The organism is Streptomyces sp. NBC_00536 (assembly GCF_036346295.1).
GTDB lineage: Bacteria > Actinomycetota > Actinomycetes > Streptomycetales > Streptomycetaceae > Streptomyces.
The window spans coordinates 175631-194302 of record NZ_CP107819.1; the positions used below are offsets into that span (position 1 = coordinate 175631).

The 18672-nt window shown below is 70.7% G+C and carries 17 protein-coding genes; 5 read left to right on the forward strand and 12 right to left on the reverse strand.

What is annotated here, in order from left to right:
- Positions 1 to 8: 8 nt before the first annotated feature.
- From OHS33_RS00810 to OHS33_RS00830, 5 genes are read right to left on the reverse strand one after another with little or no spacing between them, the layout of a single operon-like run.
- Entirely contained in the window at positions 9 to 1418 is a 1410-nt protein-coding gene (locus tag OHS33_RS00810; protein ID WP_330328413.1) for a cytochrome P450, read from the reverse strand.
- Positions 1415 to 2035 carry a GTP-binding protein gene (locus OHS33_RS00815; protein WP_330328414.1) on the reverse strand — a complete coding sequence of 207 codons (621 nt, stop codon included), beginning with the start codon at positions 2033 to 2035 and terminating at the stop codon, positions 1415 to 1417. Before OHS33_RS00815 ends, OHS33_RS00810 begins: the two co-directional genes overlap by 4 nt.
- Positions 2016 to 2375: a DUF742 domain-containing protein gene (locus OHS33_RS00820; RefSeq protein WP_330328415.1), complete on the reverse strand. Its 360-nt coding sequence runs from the start codon at positions 2373 to 2375 to the stop codon at positions 2016 to 2018. The genes OHS33_RS00815 and OHS33_RS00820 overlap by 20 nt, the downstream gene beginning before the upstream one ends.
- Positions 2372 to 2785 carry a roadblock/LC7 domain-containing protein gene (locus OHS33_RS00825; protein ID WP_330328416.1) on the reverse strand — a complete coding sequence of 138 codons (414 nt, stop codon included), beginning with the start codon at positions 2783 to 2785 and terminating at the stop codon, positions 2372 to 2374. The genes OHS33_RS00820 and OHS33_RS00825 overlap by 4 nt, the downstream gene beginning before the upstream one ends.
- Positions 2786 to 2788: 3 nt before the next feature.
- A complete protein-coding gene (locus OHS33_RS00830) occupies positions 2789 to 4333 on the reverse strand; it encodes an ATP-binding protein (RefSeq protein ID WP_330328417.1) in 1545 nt (514 codons plus the stop codon).
- A gap of 403 nt (positions 4334 to 4736) precedes the next feature.
- Between OHS33_RS00830 and OHS33_RS00835 the strand changes: the two genes are divergently transcribed.
- Positions 4737 to 5354, forward strand: coding sequence for a hypothetical protein (locus OHS33_RS00835; RefSeq protein ID WP_330328418.1), 618 nt, complete (start codon positions 4737 to 4739; stop codon positions 5352 to 5354).
- 81 nt (positions 5355 to 5435) lie between these two features.
- Here the strand turns inward: OHS33_RS00835 and OHS33_RS00840 are convergent, their stop codons facing one another.
- The gene (locus OHS33_RS00840) at positions 5436 to 7505 is read right to left on the reverse strand and encodes a phosphocholine-specific phospholipase C (protein ID WP_330328419.1); all 2070 of its coding nucleotides are present in this window, start codon (positions 7503 to 7505) and stop codon (positions 5436 to 5438) included.
- Positions 7506 to 7840: 335 nt separating this feature from the next.
- On the opposite strand from OHS33_RS00840, the gene OHS33_RS00845 reads away from it, so the two are divergent.
- Complete coding sequence (locus tag OHS33_RS00845) at positions 7841 to 10189, forward strand: M9 family metallopeptidase (RefSeq protein ID WP_330328420.1); 2349 nt, start codon at positions 7841 to 7843, stop codon at positions 10187 to 10189.
- A gap of 66 nt (positions 10190 to 10255) precedes the next feature.
- Here OHS33_RS00845 and OHS33_RS00850 read toward each other — a convergent pair whose 3' ends face one another.
- Positions 10256 to 11260, reverse strand: coding sequence for an ArsR/SmtB family transcription factor (locus OHS33_RS00850; RefSeq protein ID WP_330328421.1), 1005 nt, complete (start codon positions 11258 to 11260; stop codon positions 10256 to 10258).
- Positions 11261 to 11500: 240 nt separating this feature from the next.
- Between OHS33_RS00850 and OHS33_RS00855 the strand changes: the two genes are divergently transcribed.
- The gene (locus tag OHS33_RS00855; RefSeq protein ID WP_330328422.1) at positions 11501 to 12028 is read left to right on the forward strand and encodes a hypothetical protein; all 528 of its coding nucleotides are present in this window, start codon (positions 11501 to 11503) and stop codon (positions 12026 to 12028) included.
- A gap of 36 nt (positions 12029 to 12064) precedes the next feature.
- Here the strand turns inward: OHS33_RS00855 and OHS33_RS00860 are convergent, their stop codons facing one another.
- Both OHS33_RS00860 and OHS33_RS00865 read right to left on the reverse strand, forming a co-directional pair.
- On the reverse strand, positions 12065 to 12697 hold the full coding sequence (locus tag OHS33_RS00860) for a class I SAM-dependent methyltransferase (protein WP_330328423.1): 633 nt from the start codon (positions 12695 to 12697) through the stop codon (positions 12065 to 12067).
- Between the two features lie 70 nt (positions 12698 to 12767).
- Positions 12768 to 14045 (reverse strand): serine hydrolase domain-containing protein, encoded by a 1278-nt coding sequence (locus OHS33_RS00865; protein WP_330328424.1) that lies wholly within the window; start codon positions 14043 to 14045, stop codon positions 12768 to 12770.
- Positions 14046 to 14357: 312 nt separating this feature from the next.
- Here OHS33_RS00865 and OHS33_RS00870 point away from each other — a divergent pair, with 312 nt between their 5' ends.
- Positions 14358 to 15398 carry a vWA domain-containing protein gene (locus OHS33_RS00870; RefSeq protein WP_330328425.1) on the forward strand — a complete coding sequence of 347 codons (1041 nt, stop codon included), beginning with the start codon at positions 14358 to 14360 and terminating at the stop codon, positions 15396 to 15398.
- A gap of 160 nt (positions 15399 to 15558) precedes the next feature.
- A complete protein-coding gene (locus tag OHS33_RS00875) occupies positions 15559 to 16281 on the forward strand; it encodes a scabin-related ADP-ribosyltransferase (protein ID WP_330328426.1) in 723 nt (240 codons plus the stop codon).
- A gap of 43 nt (positions 16282 to 16324) precedes the next feature.
- On the opposite strand, the gene OHS33_RS00880 is transcribed toward OHS33_RS00875, so the two are convergent.
- The 3 genes from OHS33_RS00880 to OHS33_RS00890 all read right to left on the reverse strand — a co-directional run bounded on the left by OHS33_RS00880 (position 16325) and on the right by OHS33_RS00890 (position 18610).
- Positions 16325 to 16900, reverse strand: coding sequence for an SMI1/KNR4 family protein (locus OHS33_RS00880; protein WP_330328427.1), 576 nt, complete (start codon positions 16898 to 16900; stop codon positions 16325 to 16327).
- Between the two features lie 27 nt (positions 16901 to 16927).
- The gene (locus OHS33_RS00885) at positions 16928 to 17560 is read right to left on the reverse strand and encodes a class I SAM-dependent methyltransferase (RefSeq protein WP_330328428.1); all 633 of its coding nucleotides are present in this window, start codon (positions 17558 to 17560) and stop codon (positions 16928 to 16930) included.
- 120 nt (positions 17561 to 17680) lie between these two features.
- Positions 17681 to 18610 carry a LysR family transcriptional regulator gene (locus OHS33_RS00890; RefSeq protein WP_330328429.1) on the reverse strand — a complete coding sequence of 310 codons (930 nt, stop codon included), beginning with the start codon at positions 18608 to 18610 and terminating at the stop codon, positions 17681 to 17683.
- Between the last annotated feature and the right edge of the window lie 62 nt (positions 18611 to 18672).

Sequence of the window (18672 nt, forward strand, 5' to 3'; positions counted from 1 at the left end):
CGCACGGGTCAGGCGCGGCCGCGGCCGAACAGCCGGCGCCACCAGCTGACGCCGCGCCGCCGGGCGGAGACCGCGGGTGCCCGCGTCGGCTGCGGGGGGATCAGCGCGTGCCGCGGCGGGTGTACGGGCTGCGCGGCCGCCTCCTCGGGCCCGGGCGGTGCTTCCTGCACCGGGCGCGGGGCGAACCCCACCGGCAGCGACAGCAGATGGCGCGACATGAGGGTCCCCCGCCACTGGAGTTCGCTCACGTCGACCGCCAGCTCCAGGTCGGGCAGCCGGTCCAGCAGGACCTCGATGCCGGTGTCCGCGATGGCCCGACCGATGTCCTGGCCGGGGCATTCGTGCGGCCCGCTGCTGAAGGCCAGGTGGGAGCGGTTGCCGTGGACGGAGACGGCGCGGTCGGGCCGGATCTGCGGATCGACGTTGCCCGCGGCCAGGCCGAGCAGGAGCATGTCACCGGCCTTCACCTGCTGGTCGCCGAGCAGGGTGTCCCCGGTGGCCCAGCGCCCGATGATCGTGTTGATGGGCGGGTCGTCCCACAGGACCTGTTCCAGCGCGTCGGGCAGGGTCATGTGGCCTCCGGAGAGGCTCGCCCGGAAGCGCGGGTCGGTCAGCACGGTCCGCAGCGAGTTGGCGATCAGGTTGGCGGTGGTCTCGTACGCCGCGATCAGCACCACGCGCAGGTGCATCAGCACTTCGGTGTCGCTCAGCTCCGCGGGGTGTTCGAGCAGCCAGGAGGCGAGGTCGCGGGCCGGGAGGATCTTGCGCTGCGCGACCAGGTGCTCCAGCGTGGCCGTGACGTAACGGTCGCTCTGGAGGGCCGTCGCGGTTCCCTGGAGCATGTCGCGGGCCGCGTTGACCAGCATGGGCCCGTGTTCGTCGGGCGCCCCGACGAGCTGCGTCATCACGAGCATGGGGAGCTGGTCGGAGAAGGAGGTCACCAGATCGGCGTACCCGTCGCCCGCGAACTGGTCGACGAGCTGGTTGGCGAAGCGGGTCACATAGCGGCGGATGCCGCGCTTGTCGAAGCGGTTCAGGGACTCCACCACCGCTCCGCGCAGCCGCTCGTGGGCGGTGCCGTCGGTGAAGTTGCAGACGGGCACCCAGGTGACCATGGGGCCGAGCGGGGTGTCGGGCGGTACCCGGCCCTCCTTCATGTCGCGCCAGCCGCGGGGATCGCGGGCGAACCGGGAGGGGGTGCGCGCGACCTCCAGGTTCTCCCGGTGGCCGAGGACCAGCCAGGCCGGGAGGTCGCCGTTGACCAGTACGGGGGCCACCGGCCCGTACTCGGCCCGCAGCTTCTCGTACAGGCCCAGGGGGTCGGTCTGGGCCTCCGGGCCGTGCAGGCGGTACAGGCCGTTCCCGGCTCCCGCCGCGTGGGCGGGGCACTCGGGCGGAGGGGTGGGGTGGGTGCTCACATTGCCTCCTGGGTCGCTGCCTGCGAGTACAGGTAGCGCATGAGGGTCAGCAGGACGTCGCGGGACGAGTCCCGGCGCCTGGCGTCGCAGACGACGATGGGGACGGCGGGGGGCAGATCGAGAGCCTGGCGCAGGTCCTCCAGGGGGTGGTCGGGGGCGCCGGGGAAGGAGTTGACGGCGACGACGAAGGGCACGCCCCGCTCTTCGAGGCGTCCGATGACGTCGAAGCTGATCTCCAGCCGCCGGGTGTCGAGGAGGACGACCGCGCCGAGCGCGCCTTCGAAGAGCCCGCGCCAGAGGAACCAGAAGCGCTCCTGTCCCGGTGTGCCGAACAGGTACAGCACGAGTTCGTCGTTGACGCTGATGCGGCCGAAGTCCATGGCCACGGTGGTGGTGGTCTTGCGCGCCACGCCCCGGGTGTCGTCGACGCCGATGCCGGCCTGCGTCATCGTCTCCTCGGTGGTCAGCGGTTTGATCTCGCTGACCGCGCCGACCATCGTCGTCTTGCCGACGCCGAAGCCGCCGACGATGACGACTTTGACGGCGGCCACGGCCGTCTGCGGCAGTATGTCCGCGTCGCGCGGCCCGGCGGGCGCGTCAGAGTTTCTGAAGTCCATCGATCACTGCCTCGATCAGAGCAAGGTCGGGGAGGTGCGCGGCGGGAACGGGCGGCCGGATCCGCACACGGCGAGCGGCCATCAGGTCCCCGACCAGCACGGTGACCGCGCTCACGGGCAGACCGGCGTACGCGGCGATCTCGGCCACTGACAGCGGTGCCTGGCACATCCGCAGGATGGCCGCCTGTTCGGGCTGCATCTCGGGCCGGGCGGGCTCCTTGGCCACCACCAGGGTCACGAGATCCAGCTCGGCGGCGGTGGAAGGTCCGCTGCGTCCCCCGGTGATGACGTAGAGCCGTTCGGGCTTCGCGTGGTCCCAGTGTGTGGGCGGTTCACTCACTCGGGTAGCCCGTCATGTCGCGGTGGGCTGCTCAGGTGCTCGCCCATCCGGGCCACCAGGCCGCGCATCTGTGCGCCCATCAGGCCCGCGTCGACCCCCTCGTCGGCGAGGACCGCGAGGTACGAGCCGTCTCCGGCGGCCATCAGGTAGAAGAACCCGCCGTCCATCTCGATCACGACGAGGCGCATCCTGCCCCCGGAGCCGGACTGGGGCAGTTCGGCGGCGATCGCTCCGGCGAGGCTCTGCAGGCCCGCGCAGGCCGCCGCCAGGCGGTCGGCCGTGTCGGTCTCGGCCCCGTGCTGCGCGACGCAGAGCCCGTCGGCGGACAGTACGATCACGTGCCGCGTCTGCGGCACTCCGCTGGCCAGGTCCTTGAGCATCCAGTCCATGCTGGTTCGCTGAGTCATCATCGTTTACGCCCCTCTGGTCGCTGAGCCCGACGCGTCCTGGGGGCCCTCGATGTCGTGTCCGGACTCGCCGTTCAGTCCGCTGTGGAACGCCTCCAGCCACATGCCGGGACCGGCGTCCTGCTTCGGCTGCGGCGGTGCGGACTGCCAGGTGTCGGAGATGGTGGCGCGGTCCTTGCGGCGCCGCTGCGGCAGGCCGCTGGCGGTGCGTTCGGCGGCCGGGCCGCCGACGACGGGCGCCGGCGTGGGGGCCGGGGCCGTGGCCGGGGTCTCGGTCGGCCAGGGCATCGGCCCGTCGAACGAATGGCGGTCCGCGGACCGCCCGCGCCGTGCGGGGGTCAGGGCCCTGGGCCCCGAGGAGGAGCCGATGCCGTGGGCGAGCCCCGTCGCCGCGGACGCCATGGTGATCAGGTGCTGCGGCACGACGACCACGGCGCGGACGCCGCCGTACGCGGAGGAGCGCAGGGAGACCTGGAACCCGTACGCCTGGGCCAGTCGGCCGACGACCGCGAGGCCGAGCCTCGGTGTCTCGCCGATGTCGTTGAGGTCGATGCCGGCCTGTGCCTGCGCGAGGACCCTCTCGGCGCGCCTGCGGGCCTCGTCGCTCATGCCCAGGCCGCCGTCCTCGATCTCCACGGCGACGCCCGACTGCACCTCGACGGCGGTGAGGTGGACCCGGGTGTGCGGCGGCGAGTACCGGGTGGCGTTGTCCAGCAGCTCCGCGAGGATGTGGATCAGCGGTTCCACGATCGGGCCGACGACGGCGACCTCGGTGACCGAGTGGAGTTCCACCCGCTGGTAGTCGATGATCCTCGACATCCCGCCGCGCAGCACGCTGTACAGCGTGACGGCCCGGCTCCACTGGCGGCCGGGGCGCGATCCGCCGAGGACCGAGATGGAGTCGGCGAGCCGCCCGATCAGGGCGTTTCCGTGGTCGAGGCGCAGGAGGTCGCCGAAGACGTCGGGGTTGCGGCCGTGCCGGTCCTCCATCTCCCGCATCTCGTGCGCCTGCTGGTGGACGATCGCCTGGACGCGGCGGGAGATGTTGACGAAGGCCCGCTGGGCCGAGTCGCGCAGGCTCTCCTCGTTGTCGACGGCGTCGATCACATGGGCCAGCACCGCCTGGAGGGCGGCCCTGAAGGTCGGGGTCAGGGCTCTGTCGTCACCCCACCGGGTGCCCTGTCCGCCGCGCCCGCCCAGGGAGGTCAGTACGTCTTCGGGCAGCTGACCCCTGCGCAGCCGCTCGATGGCCTCGGTGAGCACCACCTCGGACAGGCGCACGACCTCGGCTTCCTGCCGGGACAGGGTGTGCCGCAGGGCCGCGAGTTCGGCGTGCCGGGCGGTGAGCGCGCGGCTGCGCCGGAACGCCTCGACGAGGACCGCGGCGGTGCAGACGGCGCCCGCGGCGATCCAGCCGGTACGGACCGGTTCCGAGGAGGAAGCCAGCGCCCCGATCAGGCAGGCGGCCGTGACGGTCGCGAACACGGCGAGCATCGGGCTCGTGCCCGCCTCCGGGTGCACGGCTTCGGGGGGAATGTCTTTTTGCTCCATCGGCGTCCTCGAACCATCGGTATAAGCAATCTTCTGACCGGTGGGCGGGAGCTTAACTACGCGCAACTATCCTCACGCGCACTTTCGTTGGAGTTCATCGGACCGGAGGACCCGCTATCCGCCATTGACGACTGCGCATTTCCGTCCGGAGCGGGGTGCTCCCGTACCGGACGGCGGTGTCGTGGCAGGTCGACGGCCTGTCGACCCGTATGCGGAAGGAGAATTCGAACTGTCATTCCGTCAATTTTCGGCCGCATGCGCTTTGTTCGGAAGTGGCATCCCGGGCGCCCATACGATATGGGCGCGGCGGCGGTCGCTTCGGCCCACCGCGCGTGCGGGCGCGGCCGGTCCCGCCGCACGGGGTGTGACCAGCAGGGCGACGGATCCCCACTAATATTCGATCATGCGTATGAACATCATCGGCATAGCGGGAGTCGTGAGCGTGGGCCTGCTGGCCACCGGGTGCGGGGGCACCGCCACGAAGACCGCCAAGCCCGAACCGTCCGTCAGCCGACTGCCGAACAGGCTGGACCGGCCGGCCCCGCGCCCGGAGGGCGAGCTGCAGCCGTCGCCCGCCGCCGACGCGCCGTTCGCGGCGAACCTGGAGTACGAGCTCCGCAAGAAGACCCTCGCCCTGGCGAACGCCACGGGGGAGGTCACCGCCAAGTGCCCCGAGGACGTGGCGTCGAAGAAGGGCACCACGGTCGTGTGCACCTCCCGCTACAAGGGAGCGGAGGTGGAGTGGGACGTCGCGATCGGCGAGTCACCCGCCTGGTCCAAGAACTACGTGACCTTCACCGCGACCGCCCGCAAGGGGATCATGTCCAAGGAAGGCGTCCAGCGGATCATCTTCGGCAACGGCGGCGACTCCGTGGACCACATCCTCTGCAACGACATACCCGAGGCCGTGACGGTGCCCATGGGTCCCACCACGTACACCTGCCAGCAGGTCATGAAGGACGGGCAGGTCTACTACCCGCAGCCGATGCGCGCCACCGAGGACGGCCCGCGCGCCTACTGACGGGATCCCACGGGCGCGCCGCACGCCTCCGCACGCCTCCGCGGGCAGGACCGGGAAGGCCCGCGGAGGCGTGGCGGTCGGTCAGGAGGACTGGCTGGTCAGGATGGCCGGGTCGGAGAGGCCTGCCGCGCCGGTCTCGACCTTGCCCGCGAAGCGGCGGGCGAAGTCCGCGGTCCCGGACGCGGTGACCGTCACGTCGTACCAGCGGCGGGTGTTCTTCAGCGGGACGCTGTAGGTCACGGTCGCCCCCTTGGCGACCGTGATCCGCTTCGGGCCGCCGCCGTAGGCGTTGGTGACCGTGAGGGTCGCGGTCGAGGCTCCCGCGTTGGTGAGGGTGAGGTCCAGGTTGCCGGTCTTGGCATTGTGGCGGGCCGTGGCCTCGGGGCCGGCGGTGGTGCCGGGGTTGCGGAAGCCGCGCAGGAAGCCGTTGGGGCCGTGCACGGTCAGGTCGGTGACACCGGCCGAGTAGGCGGTGTTCCAGGTGTCCGTGACCGACTTGCCCGCCTCGGTGGTGTAGGTCCAGGGGGCGTCGGTCCGGTTGCCGGAGGTGACGTAGAACTGCGCGCCCAGCTCCTGGCCACCGCTGAACGTCAGCCGGAACTTGCCCTCGCCGGTCAGTGCCGTGCCGTCGACGTACGGGGCGTACTTCAGCGGACGCGTCGGGCACACCCCCTTCTCCTGGCGCGGCATGGCCGCCACGGCGGGCGGGGTGGCCGGGAAGTCGGGGTGCCGGTCGCGGTCCTGCGGCTGCCAGCGGCCGGTGTCGGGCAGCGGCGCCGGAGCGGTGTCCTTGCGGGCGAAGTCGAAGGCGGAGGTCAGGTCACCGCAGACGGCGCGCCGCCAGGGAGAGATGTTGGGCTCGTGCACACCGAAGCGCTGCTCCATGAAGCGGATGACGGAGGTGTGGTCGAAGGTCTCGGAGCAGGAGTAGCCGCCCGTGCTCCAGGGTGAGACCACGAGCATCGGCACGCGCGGGCCGAGCCCGTACGGTCCGGCGACGTAGCCGGCCGTGCCCGGGAAGACGTCGAGTGCGGTGTCCACGGTCGACAGGCCCTGGCCGGCGTTCGCGGGGGCGTAGGGCGGCACGACGTGGTCGAAGAAGCCGTCGTTCTCGTCGTAGGTGATGAACAGGGCCGTACGGGCCCAGACGTCGGGGTTGGACGTGAGCGCGTCCAGCACCTGCGCGATGTACCAGGCGCCGTAGTTGGAGGGCCAGTTGGCGTGCTCGCTGAAGGCCTCGGGGGCGGCGATCCAGGAGATCTGGGGCAGGGTGCCCGCGGTGACGTCGGCGCGCAGCCGGTCGAAGTAGCCCTCCCCGGTCCGGGCGTCGGTGCCGGTGCGGGCCTTCTCGTGGAGCGGGTCACCGGGCTGGGCGCCGCGGTAGTTGTTGAAGTAGAGCAGCGAGTTGTCGCCGTAGTTGCCGCGGTAGGCATCGCTGATCCAGCCCCAGGAACCGGCGGCGTCGAGGCCGTTGCCGATGTCCTGGTAGACCTTCCAGGAGACCCCGGCCGCCTCCAGGCGCTCGGGGTACGTGGTCCAGCCGTACCCGGCCTCGGCGTTGTTGAGGACCGGCCCGCCGCCCTTGCCGTCGTTGCCGGTGTGGCCCGACCAGAGGTAGTAGCGGTTGGGGTCGGTCGAGCCGATGAACGAGCAGTGGTAGGCGTCGCAGAGGGTGAACGCGTCGGCGAGGGCGTAGTGGAACGGGATGTCGTCGCGCGTCAAGTGTGCCATGGTCGCGGGCGTCTTGGCGGGCACCCAGTTGTCGTACTTGCCCTTGTTGAAGGCGCTCTGGCCGCCCGCCCAGTCGTGGTTGAGGCCCTGGAGGAACTCCATGCCGAGGTCGTCGGACGGCGGGCGGAAGGGCAGCGTCTCCTTGCCCGCGTTGTCCGTCTGGTGCCATACGGACTTGCCGCTGGGCAGGGTCACCGGGCGCGGGTCGCCGAAGCCCCGAATGCCGCGCAGCGCGCCGAAGTAGTGGTCGAAGGACCGGTTCTCCTGCATCAGGACCACGATGTGCTCGACGTCGGCGATGCTGCCGGTCGTCCCCTGCGCGGGGATGGCGGCGGCGCGCGCGATGCTCTCGTTGAGCATGGTCAGGGCGGCGGCGCCGCCGGTGAGCTGGAGGAAACGACGGCGGTTCAGATCTGCCATGGCGGGAGGGACCTCTGCTTCGATCGAGAAGTGGTGGAGCGCCCCCAGGACATCGTGCGCGGGGTACCGGACAGGGAGCCTGACGTGACGTCGGCGGATACGCCAGGCGAACGTCAGTCGGATTTGGCGGAACTTCCGGCCATGTGGCGGCGCGGACGTGCTAGGTGGGCCCGGAGCGCCCCGGCCGCCCTGGCGTAGCCGTGCGGCGGCAAGGGCCTTCACGCAATCTGGCCAAAACTCTTCCCGAAGATGGCCACTTGTGCAATTTTACATGTCACACATCAATGCGCCGCATCCCCAACACGCGGCCACAACGGCCCCGGAGGCCCCCACAGATGCATCCGTTCCGGATATCGAAGGCCAACGCGCGCAGACTTCCTGCACTCGGCGCGGCCGTCTTCATCACGCTCGGCCTGTTCGCGCCGCAGAGCCAGGCCGCCTCCGCCGGCGCCACAGCCCCTGCCGGTGCGCACGCACGGGGAGCCGCGGCCCCGGCGCCGCGGTCGATCCCGGTCCCCAAGTCGCCCGACGCGATGAGCAACGGCTCCCGCTTCCGGATCTCCTCGCAGGACAGCGCCACGTTGTCCACCCCGCCGCCCGCCCCGAGCATCCCGGCCGTCAAGCCCGACAAGGCCGCCAGGGCCGACAGCCTGTCCTCGGCCGCCGCCGGGAGCGAGTGCGGCGACCTCTCCGGCGTGATCAACGCCACGGGCGGCGCGCTGGTCCAGCAGCTCAAGGCACTCCCCCAGATCAGCTGTACCTACCCGCTGTTCAATCTCACCGGGGACAACGCCCAGAAGGCGTTCCGCGAGGCCCAGATGGTGACCGTCGCCAACGCCCTGCGCGACGCCTCCACCACCTACTCCGGCAACAACAGCGCCTCCGTGGGGCAGTTGGTGATGTTCCTGCGCGCCGGTTACTACGTGCAGGACAACCACGCGAACGACGTCGGCAGTTACGGCACCGCGCTGGACAGTGCGGCGAAGGGCGCGCTGGACGCGTTCTTCGCCGCCCCTCACAGCAAGGACGTCACCGACGCGAACGGCGAGATCTTCAACGAGGTCGTCACGCTGATCGACAGCACGCACGCGGCCGGCCGCTACGCGGGCGTCGTCAAGTGGATGCTCGGCACCTACGACGGCACCTGGCCCGGCCAGATGAACCTCGCGATGCAGCACGTCGAGTGGGTCGTCGAGAACGGCTTCAAGGCCAAGAACGACGACCGCGGCTGGCGGGCCGCCCTCAAGGCCGACCCCGCCATCCTCGACACCTGGGCCGGCTTCATCACGCGCAACAGCGACCAGCTGAACCGCCTGGACGTCGTCAGCAACGTCGGCCGCTTCCTCGGCTACGCCCTTGACGTCCCCGAGCTGAAGGACCGGCTCCGGCCGCTGCTGAAGGACCTGATCAACCGGTACCCGAACGTCGGCCCCACCGCGCCGATCACCATGAACCTGGGCTGGTACACGCGCCAGTACGACAAGAACAACTGCGCGGCCTACGCCATCTGCGACCTGGGCGAGCGGGTGCTCCCGGCGATCCTGCCGATCCAGCAGACCTGCAACCCCGCCCTGAAGATCCGCGCCCAGGACATGTCCCCCGGCCAGCTGGCCGCCACCTGCACCAGCCTGGTCGGCGAGGACGCCTACTTCCACCGGATCATCGGCGACAAGGGCTCGCTCCCCGGTGACGTGAACACCAACCTGGAGGTCGTCGTCTTCGACGACTACACCCAGTACTCGCTGTACGCCTGGGCCATCTACAACATCGACGTCGACAACGGCGGCATGTACGAAGAGGGCAACCCGGCCGCCGCCGGCAACCAGGCCCGCTTCATCGCCCACGAGGCCAGCTGGCTGCGTCCGGACTTCCAGATCTGGAACCTCAACCACGAGTACACCCACTACCTCGACGGCCGCTACAACATGGCCGGCGACTTCGAGGCCGGCATGACCACGCCGACCATCTGGTGGGTCGAGGGCATCGCCGAGAACATCTCCTTCGGCTACCGCAATGTGCGCAACACCGACGCGATCAACGAGGCCGCCAAGAAGACCTACAAGCTCAGCGACCTGTTCGACACCGTCTACAACCAGGCGGAAGACCCCGACGTCAACTCGAACCGGATCTACCGCTGGGGCTGGCTCGCGGTCCGCTACATGCTCCAGGCGCACCCCGCCGACATGCAGACCGTGCTCGACAAGTACCGCGCCGGTGACTGGAACGGTGCCCGCACCTTCCTGAAGCAGACCATCGGCACCAGCTACGACGCCGGATTCGACACCTGGCTGACGACCACCTGCGCGACCAGCGACTGCGGCCCGCTGCCGGACGCCCCGGCCACGTCCGCCCCGCTCTGCACGAGCAGCGACCCGCGTCAGTTCGACAAGAACTGCCGCCGGGACAACCTCGCGGCCGCCGCCGGCAACTACAGCTACCACTTCGTGTACCTGCCGGCCGGCACCAAGCAGCTGACCATCACCAGTGCCGGTGGCACCGGCAACGCCGACCTGTACTACGACAGCCGCGGCTTCGCCACCACCACCAGCTACCAGGCGAAGTCCGCCAAGGCCGGCAACAGCGAGACCCTTACGATCGACAACCCGCCGTCCGGTTGGGTCTACTTCAGCCTCGCCGCCGCGCAGGACTTCAGCGGTGTGAGCGTCAGCACGCAGTCCAAGTAGTCCAAGTGAACCGCCGGAAGCCGCCGCCGCCCCCATCAGCGGCGGCTTCCGGGCCCGGGCAGCCGGTCACTGCGGCTCCGGCGCCCCGACGAGGAGGCCGGTGGCCCGGTGGGTCTGCGCGTACAGGACCTGGCGGCGGGTGCGGGTGCGGGACACCAGGCCGGCGCGGTGCAGGATGCCCAGGTGGTAGGAGACGGTGCTGGACGCGAGGAAGTGGCGTTCGCCCAGTTCGGCGGTGCTCCGGGGGACGTGCAGGTCCGAGAGGAGCCGCGCGCGCGTGACCCCGAGCAGTGCGTGCGAGGGCGGGGCGGCGGCCGGGCCGGTGTCCGTCGTGGGCCGGGCCGGGTAGGTGAGCATCGGCTGGCGGGGCAACGGGCCGGGGAAGGGGTCGATGGAGATCCGCAGGTCGACCTCGAACACCGTCGGCGTCAGCACGAGCCTGGTGGTCCCCGGGATGTGCCCCTCGAACGGGGTCAGCAGGCGTACATGGTCGTCGCTCCAGACGACCCGCGGGTGCAGGCCGGCGAGCGTGGCGGACAGGCCTTGGCGGGCGGTGGTCCGGGCCCGGTGGGCTATGTCCGCTTCCATCCGCCCGCGCATCGTCGCCCAGTGCGGCCCGACGACGGCCCGCCACAGCTGGTGCAGCTCGGCGGCGAACCGTTCGGCGACCGCGCTCTCGCCCCGCTCCAGGAGGTCCAGGAGGACCCGGGGGGCCGGGCGGCCCGAGAGGTGCCCGCTGGGATTGCCCTGGATCATGGACGCGATCTCCCAACGCAGCCGCTCGGCGCTGACGGTGGCCACCGCGTGCAGCTCGTCCTGGATGTGGCCTTCCTCGCGCTGGAGTTCGGGCTTGATGAGATCGGGCACGTAGTCCCACGACCCGGCGAACAGCGCTGCCAGCAGGGCGAGTTTGCGGTCACGGACCGTCTCCCGTACCAGGGCGCCCCAGCCGCCTCCGCCGGACCGTACGTCGGCGCGGAGCAGGCAGAGCGCGTCGACCGCGGTGTGCAGCGGCGAGATCGCGAACCGCGTGTTCGCCAGCGCCGACCCGTTCATGTCCAACCGCAGCACGTCAGCCCCCTGACCCCGGCCCCCGGCCCCTGGCCCCTGGCCCCTGGCCTTCGAACGTCATCGAATCATTCGACCGGGGAGGTGGCGCCCCGGTTCTCTGGTTCGGGCCGGAAGTCCCCCTCGCGCGGCCTGAAGGAGTGGGCCGCCCGCCCCGGAGGTCCGTCCGGCCGGAGCCACCCCTGCCCATGACCCGCATGTCGATGACCCGCGTTCGCGGGCCACGGATGAAGGAGACGCGTGATGCGAACACCTCGAACCAGTTCCCGGACCGGCCGGGCGCGAGCCATCGCGGTCGCCGTCGGCGCCACGGCGGCGCTCGCCGCAGCCGTCGTCGCGGCACCCACCGCCAGCGCCGCCGCCCCGGCGCGGACCACCGGCACCCTCAGCTGCGGCTGGATCAACATCGGCCTTCCCGGCTCGTACTGGAGCTACAACAACGAGTACGCCGGCCAGGTCGAGCAGGAGTACAACACCTGCAACGGCAATGTCATGGCGCACTGGCAGTGGGCCTCCGGCTACCAGAGCAACCACCCCAACGCCAGCGTCTACATCACCGCCCAGGGCGCGGACGGCCACTACGTCAACGGCTCCGGCGGCACCCCTTCCAAGGACGTCTTCACCTGGGCCCGGAACATCCACGACTCCAATCCGGACGAGTGGTACGCCACCGCGTACGTCAGTGACGGCTGTGGCCGCTACGCGTACGGCACCGACCACAACTACGCTGACGGCGGCTCGCTCTGGGGCCCGTACGACGTGCACTGCTGACCGCACACGAGGACGACTCCCCGGTCCGCCGGAGGCTCAGGCGGGCCGGGTCGCGTAGCAGAAGAAGTGCTCCTCGGGTCCGGCGAGGGGGTCGGCGGGGACGAAGGACGAGGTGTGCTGGTGCAGCACCTCCAGGCCCGCCTCCGCCAGCCGCCGCAGGTGCTGCTCCGCGGACAGGCTGCTGACGGTCACCGGGTGGCCCATCCACTCGATGTCCAGCCCCCGGATGTCTCCCGGGACCGTGGCCAGCACGAGGTAACCGCCCGGCGCGACCCACGACGCCATCCGGTCGAGGGCGGCCTCGATGTCCGGCTGGTCCATCACCAGGAGCGGGAAGAAGGAACACACGGCGTCGAAGCCGCCGCTCGCCTCCGGTGCGTACGTCCGCACGTCGGCCTGCTCGAAGCGCGCCCCCGGCACCCGGGCCCGGGCCGCCTCGACCATGGCGCCCGAGACGTCGATGCCGGTCACGGCGTGCCCGGCCCGGGCGAGCGCCTCCGCGGTGGGCCGGCCGGTGCCGCTGCCCACGTCCAGCACCCGGGCACCGGCGGGCAGCCGCTCCACCAGCCATTCCAAGGCCGCCAGTTGCCCGGGCACCGGCCCGAACAGTGACTCGTACCGCTCACCCAGTGCGTCGAACACCTCTGCCGCGCTCTCGCGTCGTGTCATGTCCCCTCCTCGCCTACGCCGACTTCGGCCCGGACGCCCTGCGGCGAGCGGTCGAGCAAGCCTAGGGGGATCAGCGGCGTTCCGGCAGGTCCCTCTCGGCCGGGGCCAGGACCGGGGCCGGGGTCTGGTTCGATGTCAGGCTGCGCGCCTTGGCGTTCGTGTTGCCCGGGGCCGTCGTCGGCTTGCCGCAGAACGCGGCCTCCAGCGTGCCGCCGAGGGCGGTGTTGGCCGCTCCGTCGTTCGAGGTGTTCGCCATGGCGGAGAGGCTGCGCTTGCCGTCGCGGGTGGCGAAGGCATAGGTGTAGAAGCCCTGCACGGTGCCGGTGTGGCCGAACACCTGCGTGCCGCACGAGAGGTCGTAGCGCCGCAGGCCCAGACCGTAGAAGCGGGTGTTCGTCGCGTCCGTCGGGGTCATGGTGGTCATCAGGTCGAGCATGCGCGCGGGCAGCAGCTTGCCGCCGGCCAGCCCGGACATGAAGGTGTTCAGGTCGGCCGCGTTGGAGATCACCGCTCCGGCGGTCTGCGCCCACGACACCGTCTGTTCGGTGGAGTCGACCAGCGGCTGCCCGTCCTCGTCCGGGTGCAGGTATCCGTGGGCGTGCTCGCCGCGGATGGCCGTGGACGGGTGCACGTAGGAGGTGTTGCGCAGCTTCAGCGGCTTGATGATGCGGCGGTCGTACTCCTTCTCCACCGGCTTCCCGGTCACCTTCTCGATGATCATGCCGACGACCACGAAGTTGGTGTTCGAGTACTTGTACGACACGCCGGGTTCGGTCGTGCGCGGCTCGGCGAGCGAGAGCGTGACCAGATCCTGGTAGCTGAACACCTTGTTGCGCACGGCCTCGAAGCCGGGGACGGTGTTCTCGAACATGGCGTTCGTGTAGTCCGACAGACCGCTCCGGTGGGTCATCAGGTGACGCACCGTGATCCGGTCGTCCGGCAGCAGCCCGGGCAGATAGTGGTTGACCGGGGTGTCGAGGTCGACGCGGCCCTCGTTCACCAGCTGGAGCAGCACGACGGACGAGAACGTCTTGGAGACGCTGCCGATCCGGAACCTCGACTGCACGTCCATCGGGGTGCCGTAGGCGGTGTCCTGTACGCCCAGGGTCTTGCTCTTCACCCCGTCCGGACCGGTGTAGCGGGCCAGGGCGCCCGGCGCTCCCGCGTCCAGGGTGTTCTGGAGGGCCTTGGTCAAGGCCTCCATGTCGGGGGTGGCCTGCTGGGCCGGCTCCGCGGGGGCGGGCGGGGTGACCGGCGCGGCGGTGGCCGCTGTGGCCGGGACGACGCCGGCTACCACGGCGAGCAGGGCAGCACTCACGAACAGGCGTCGCTCAAGGGACAGGCGCACGGATTTCCTCAACTCAATGGGCAGGTGCAAGGGCAGGGGCAAGGACTGGGCAACGGCACGACATGCCGAAGCGCGGCCGCCGCGGGAGACAACCCCGGACACGGCGAACATTCCTGAGCTTACGTAAGATCATCGGGCGATGAAGACCACCCCGGGTCAAATGGTGCGCCGCGTCGCGCCGCCGCGCCTCGGAGCACCGCACAGCGCCGCACAGCACCGCACAGCGCCGCACCGCTCGGGAGCCGAGATCGATTGTCAGTGGTGGGTGAGACGGTAGGTACATCAAGTCGCTCGGAACGAGGGGGAGCTGCCATGTCCGGAAGCCAGAACTACATCAACCACGTCGCTCTTGTGCTGGACGCGAGTTCGTCCATGTCGCACCTGAGCGGCAAGGTGGTCGAGGTCGCTGACCAGCAGATCGCCTACCTCGCCCGCCGTTCGGGGGAACTGGACCAGGAGACCCGTGTCACGGTGTACGTGTTCGCCGACACGGTGGAGTGCGTCATCTACGACAAGGACGTGCTGCGGATGCCGTCCCTGAAGCAGCTGTACCGGGCCGGTGGGATGACGGCGCTGCTGGCGGCCTCGCTGAAGTCGCAGCGGGAGCTGGCGCAGACGGCCCAGCTGTACGGCGACCACAGCTTCCTGACGTTCGTGCTGACCGACGGGCAGGAGAACGCGAGCCACCGCTGCCCGGACGCCCCTGCCAGGGATCAGCGTGAACTGGTCAAGGCGGTCGCCGAGATGATCGCGACCCAGGAGGACAACTGGACGCTGGCCGTCCTCGTGCCGGACCAGATGGGCAAGCGCGAGGCCATGCAGTGCGGCTTCCCGAAGGAGAACATCGCCGTCTGGGACGCCACGAGCACCCGGGGTCTGGAGGAGGCCGGGCAGGTCATCAAGGAGGCCACCGAGAAGTTCATGATCGGCCGGTCCAAGGGCATCCGGGGGTCACGGACGGTGTTCTCCACGGGTGCGGACGCGGTCAACAAGGACACCATCGAGGCGGCCGGCCTCACTCCGGTGGATCCGTCCGGGTACCACCTGATCCCGGTGGCCCGTGACGCGGCGATCCGGGAGTGGGTGGTCGAATCCGGGCACACCTACCGCACCGGTGGCGCGTACTACCAGCTCAGCAAGACGGAGAAGATCCAGGCGCGGAAGCAGATCGCGGTGCTGGAGAAGAAGACGGACCGGGTGTACACGGGCCCGCAGGCCCGGGCCCTGCTCGGGCTGCCCGCCGCGGAGGCCCGCGTGAAGCCCGACCACAACGACGACTTCACGATCTTCGTACAGAGCACCAGCGTCAACCGCAAGCTCGTACCGAACACCCGGCTGCTGCTGATGAGCTGACCCTTCACCCCTTCGTCCCCTCGCACCGTCATCGGCGAATCCTTTACCCGGTATGACTGTTCCACCCGGGCGGGTGGAACAGTCCGGCGCGAGGGCGACCGGGGAGCCGGCTGACGCCTATAAAAGGGCCGTCATGTCGGTCAACTGATGGATGTTCACCATGTTGCAAGCAGCTCTCCGGATCCTCGCCGCCGTTTCCCTCGTCTCCGTCGCCGCCATCGCCCCGGCGACCGCCGCCCCCACAGCTCAGGTCACTCCCACCGCTCCCGTCGCGCTCGACGACGAACTGACCAAGCCCTGTGGGCCGACCGTGGAGTACCGGCCCTGGGACTGGTACCGCACCACGACCAACAAGAGGATCGACCTCGACGTCGCGGCGGGGGCGGCGGACGAGCGGTGGCAGTGGCGCAACGACACCAACGTCCTGTGGCGCGGCGACACCCGGGAGACCGTCGAGGAGATCTTCAAGGCCGGTTTCACCCCGCGCGGCGATGTGCTGACCCCGCTCGCCGAGTACATCGTCAAGGGCGGCGGGCAGAACAGCGCCCACCTGAGCACCAGTTGCGAGAAGTGGGTGGCCCAGAAGTTCGCGACCTACGGGACCGAGAAGACGGGCTGGGTCTACGAGATCTACGCGCCCGGCGGCATCGACGTGAACGCCACCGCACGCCTGAACAATTACAACTCGCCGTACCTGTGGAACAAGGAGATCGACTTCGCGGGCGGAGTCAAGGGCCAGTACATCAAGGGCGCCTGCAAGTACCACCTCACCCACACCGACCCGCAGACCAAGGTCAGCACCTGGGAGGAGCTCGGCTGCAAGAACAACGCCGGGTTCGCGCCGTACAAGGTCGACGTGTCCGCACTCGCCGCCGCGCGCTGAGAAGGCGCGCGCCCGGGCCTTGCCACCGGTGGGGCCGACGGCCTCAGTCCCGGGACGCCCCGAGGGTGTGGTCAGCCGTCTCGAAGCGGTGCTCCGCCGGCTTCAGCACTTCGTGGAGGTGGCCGAAGTAGGCCGTCTCCGCGGTCCCTGTGAGCACTGCCAGCAGGAAGGCGACGCACCCCATGGGGTGGTGCTCCCACAGTGGGCCGCGCCCCTCGTTGTAGAGCACGGTCCACTCGTCGGGGTGCTGACCGGGCCGCGCGAGCCAGTACAGGAAGGCCCCCGTGCCCTCCTCGCTCGCCCAGGGCAGGACCCGCGCCCCGGCCTCCAGCAGGGCGGCGGGCTTCGCCTCGCCCGCCTCCCACAGGTAGTCCAGGTCCTCGTCCCGCTCCGCCTTTCGCGCCCGCAGGTCGCAGTCGCCGTGGGCGGAGTCGGGGACGAGCAGCCAGACCGTCTCGTCGAAGACGCCGTCGCCGTAGGTCTCGACGAGCCGCTTGTAGTCGGCGGGCAGAGCCGTGCCCAGGGCGCGCTCGGCCCGTGCCCAGTCCACCGCGGGCGGCGGATCGGCGGGCGGCGGGCACAGCCGGACGAGGGCGTCGATGGCATCGGGGGCGTTCACGGGACGGACGCTAGCGCAAGCGGCGGCCTACGGTGCCAGGCGGGCCAGCACGTGGGCGTCGAGGAAGCCCCGTTCGGAGGCCGGGTCGTGGAGCAGCCGGGCGAACGGGACGAGCCCGGCCTCGGTCAGCAGCTCGGCGAACCGGTCCACCGGCCAGCTGTAGGCAGGCGTCACCTTGTGGTCGAAGCGGACCGGATCCGGTCCGTCGGTCGCGAAGAACGAGACCAGGAGCAAGCCACCCGGCGCCAGGACGCGCACCTGTTCGGCGAGCAGCGCGGGCAGTTCGCCGGGGGGCGTGTGGATCATCGAGTAGTGGGCCAGCACCCCGCCGAGCGCGGCGTCCTCGACGGGCAGGGCCTCCATCCTCGCCTCGTCGAACCGCAGCGCCGGATGGGCCCGCCGGGCATGACCGATCATGCTCGGGGAGAGATCGAGCCCGAAGGCCTCCAGGCCCAGGTCCCGCAGCATGGCCGTCAGATGTCCGGGCCCGCACCCGACGTCGGCCGCCCGCGCGTTGCCCGTCCCGCGCACCAGCTCGGCGAAGGTACCGATCATGGCCCGCGCGAACGGCCGTGTCTCCAGCCGGTCGGCGAACATCGACGCGTACAGCTCGACGACCCCGTCGTAGGCCGCTCTGGTTTCGTCCTGGTGTTCCACCACGGGAAAGAAGCTAACACCCCGCACGGGCACGGGCGTTCCCCGATGCCGCTGCCAGAACCCCCGCACGATCGTCACGGGTCACGGGTCACGGGTCACGGGTCACGGGTCACAGGTCACAGGTCACGGGTCCGGGACGGTATCGGCATCGAGGGCGGCGGCCCGCAGGGCCGCCGCGAGGCGGACGGCGGGTTCGGCCGGAGGCTGCGGCAGCCGGGCCAGGAGGAGGCGCCGCAGTTCCTGCGGGCCGCCGCGTACCGGCAGGACGCGTACGCCGGGCGGAGCGGCGGAGGCCAGCGCGCCCGGCAGGGTGGTCAGGCCGCAGCCCGCGGCCACCAGATGCAGTTTGGCCAGCCAGTCCCGGGCCGTGTGCGCGATCTCGGGCCGCTCGTCCAGGCCCGGCCACACGCCCAGGAGCTGTTCCGTGCCGGACGGCGGACCCGCGATCCACCGCTGGCCGCGCAGGTCGGCGACGTCCACGAAGTCTCCCCGGGCCAGCGGGTGCGCCGCCGGGAGGGCCAGGCACAGGGCGCGCTCGGTGAGCGTCTGCAGGGCCAGCGGCGGTGACTCCGCGTCCGGTGCGCGAAACGGCGGTCCGGAGGCCAGCAGCGCGAGGTCGATGCTGCCCGCCCGCAGGGCGCGCACGAGGGAGGCGGTTCCTCCCTCGCGGCTGATCACGTGCAGGCCCGGATCCGTGCGCCGCAGTGCGGCGAGGGCGTTGGGCACCAGGGTCGTACCGGCGCTGGGGACCCAGCCGAGGCGCACGGTTCCCCCCTGCCCGGGAAGTCCGGACAGTTCGCGTGCCGTGGCATCGATCTCGTCGAGCACGACCGTCGCCCGGGTCATGACGATCCGCCCGGCCGGGGTCAGCCGTACGCCGCCACGCCGACGCTCCAGCAGTTCCGTGCCCGCGGCCCGCTCGATCGAGGCGATCTGCCGTGACACCGCCGACTGGGTGTAGCCCAGCGACGCCGCGGCCGCGGTGAAGGTCCCCTGCTCGGACACCGCGCGCAGCACCCGCAGCGCGGTCAACGACACATCCGTGAAGTCCATGACGTTTACGCATACCACTCGTGCGGAAGTTTCGTTGGACTCATGGGTCACGGTGTTCCTAC

Bases quoted from the DNA above. Each gene is read 5' to 3' on its own strand.
- OHS33_RS00825 (WP_330328416.1), bottom strand. From the start codon at position 2,785: ATGATGACTCAGCGAACCAGCATGGACTGGATGCTCAAGGACCTGGCC.
- OHS33_RS00860 (WP_330328423.1), bottom strand. From the start codon at position 12,697: ATGACACGACGCGAGAGCGCGGCAGAGGTGTTCGACGCACTGGGTGAG.
- OHS33_RS00845 (WP_330328420.1), top strand. From the start codon at position 7,841: ATGCATCCGTTCCGGATATCGAAGGCCAACGCGCGCAGACTTCCTGCA.
- OHS33_RS00870 (WP_330328425.1), top strand. From the start codon at position 14,358: ATGTCCGGAAGCCAGAACTACATCAACCACGTCGCTCTTGTGCTGGAC.
- OHS33_RS00875 (WP_330328426.1), top strand. From the start codon at position 15,559: ATGTTGCAAGCAGCTCTCCGGATCCTCGCCGCCGTTTCCCTCGTCTCC.
- OHS33_RS00890 (WP_330328429.1), bottom strand. From the start codon at position 18,610: ATGGACTTCACGGATGTGTCGTTGACCGCGCTGCGGGTGCTGCGCGCG.
- OHS33_RS00835 (WP_330328418.1), top strand. From the start codon at position 4,737: ATGCGTATGAACATCATCGGCATAGCGGGAGTCGTGAGCGTGGGCCTG.
- OHS33_RS00840 (WP_330328419.1), bottom strand. From the start codon at position 7,505: ATGGCAGATCTGAACCGCCGTCGTTTCCTCCAGCTCACCGGCGGCGCC.
- OHS33_RS00830 (WP_330328417.1), bottom strand. From the start codon at position 4,333: ATGGAGCAAAAAGACATTCCCCCCGAAGCCGTGCACCCGGAGGCGGGC.
- OHS33_RS00815 (WP_330328414.1), bottom strand. From the start codon at position 2,035: ATGGACTTCAGAAACTCTGACGCGCCCGCCGGGCCGCGCGACGCGGAC.
- OHS33_RS00855 (WP_330328422.1), top strand. From the start codon at position 11,501: ATGCGAACACCTCGAACCAGTTCCCGGACCGGCCGGGCGCGAGCCATC.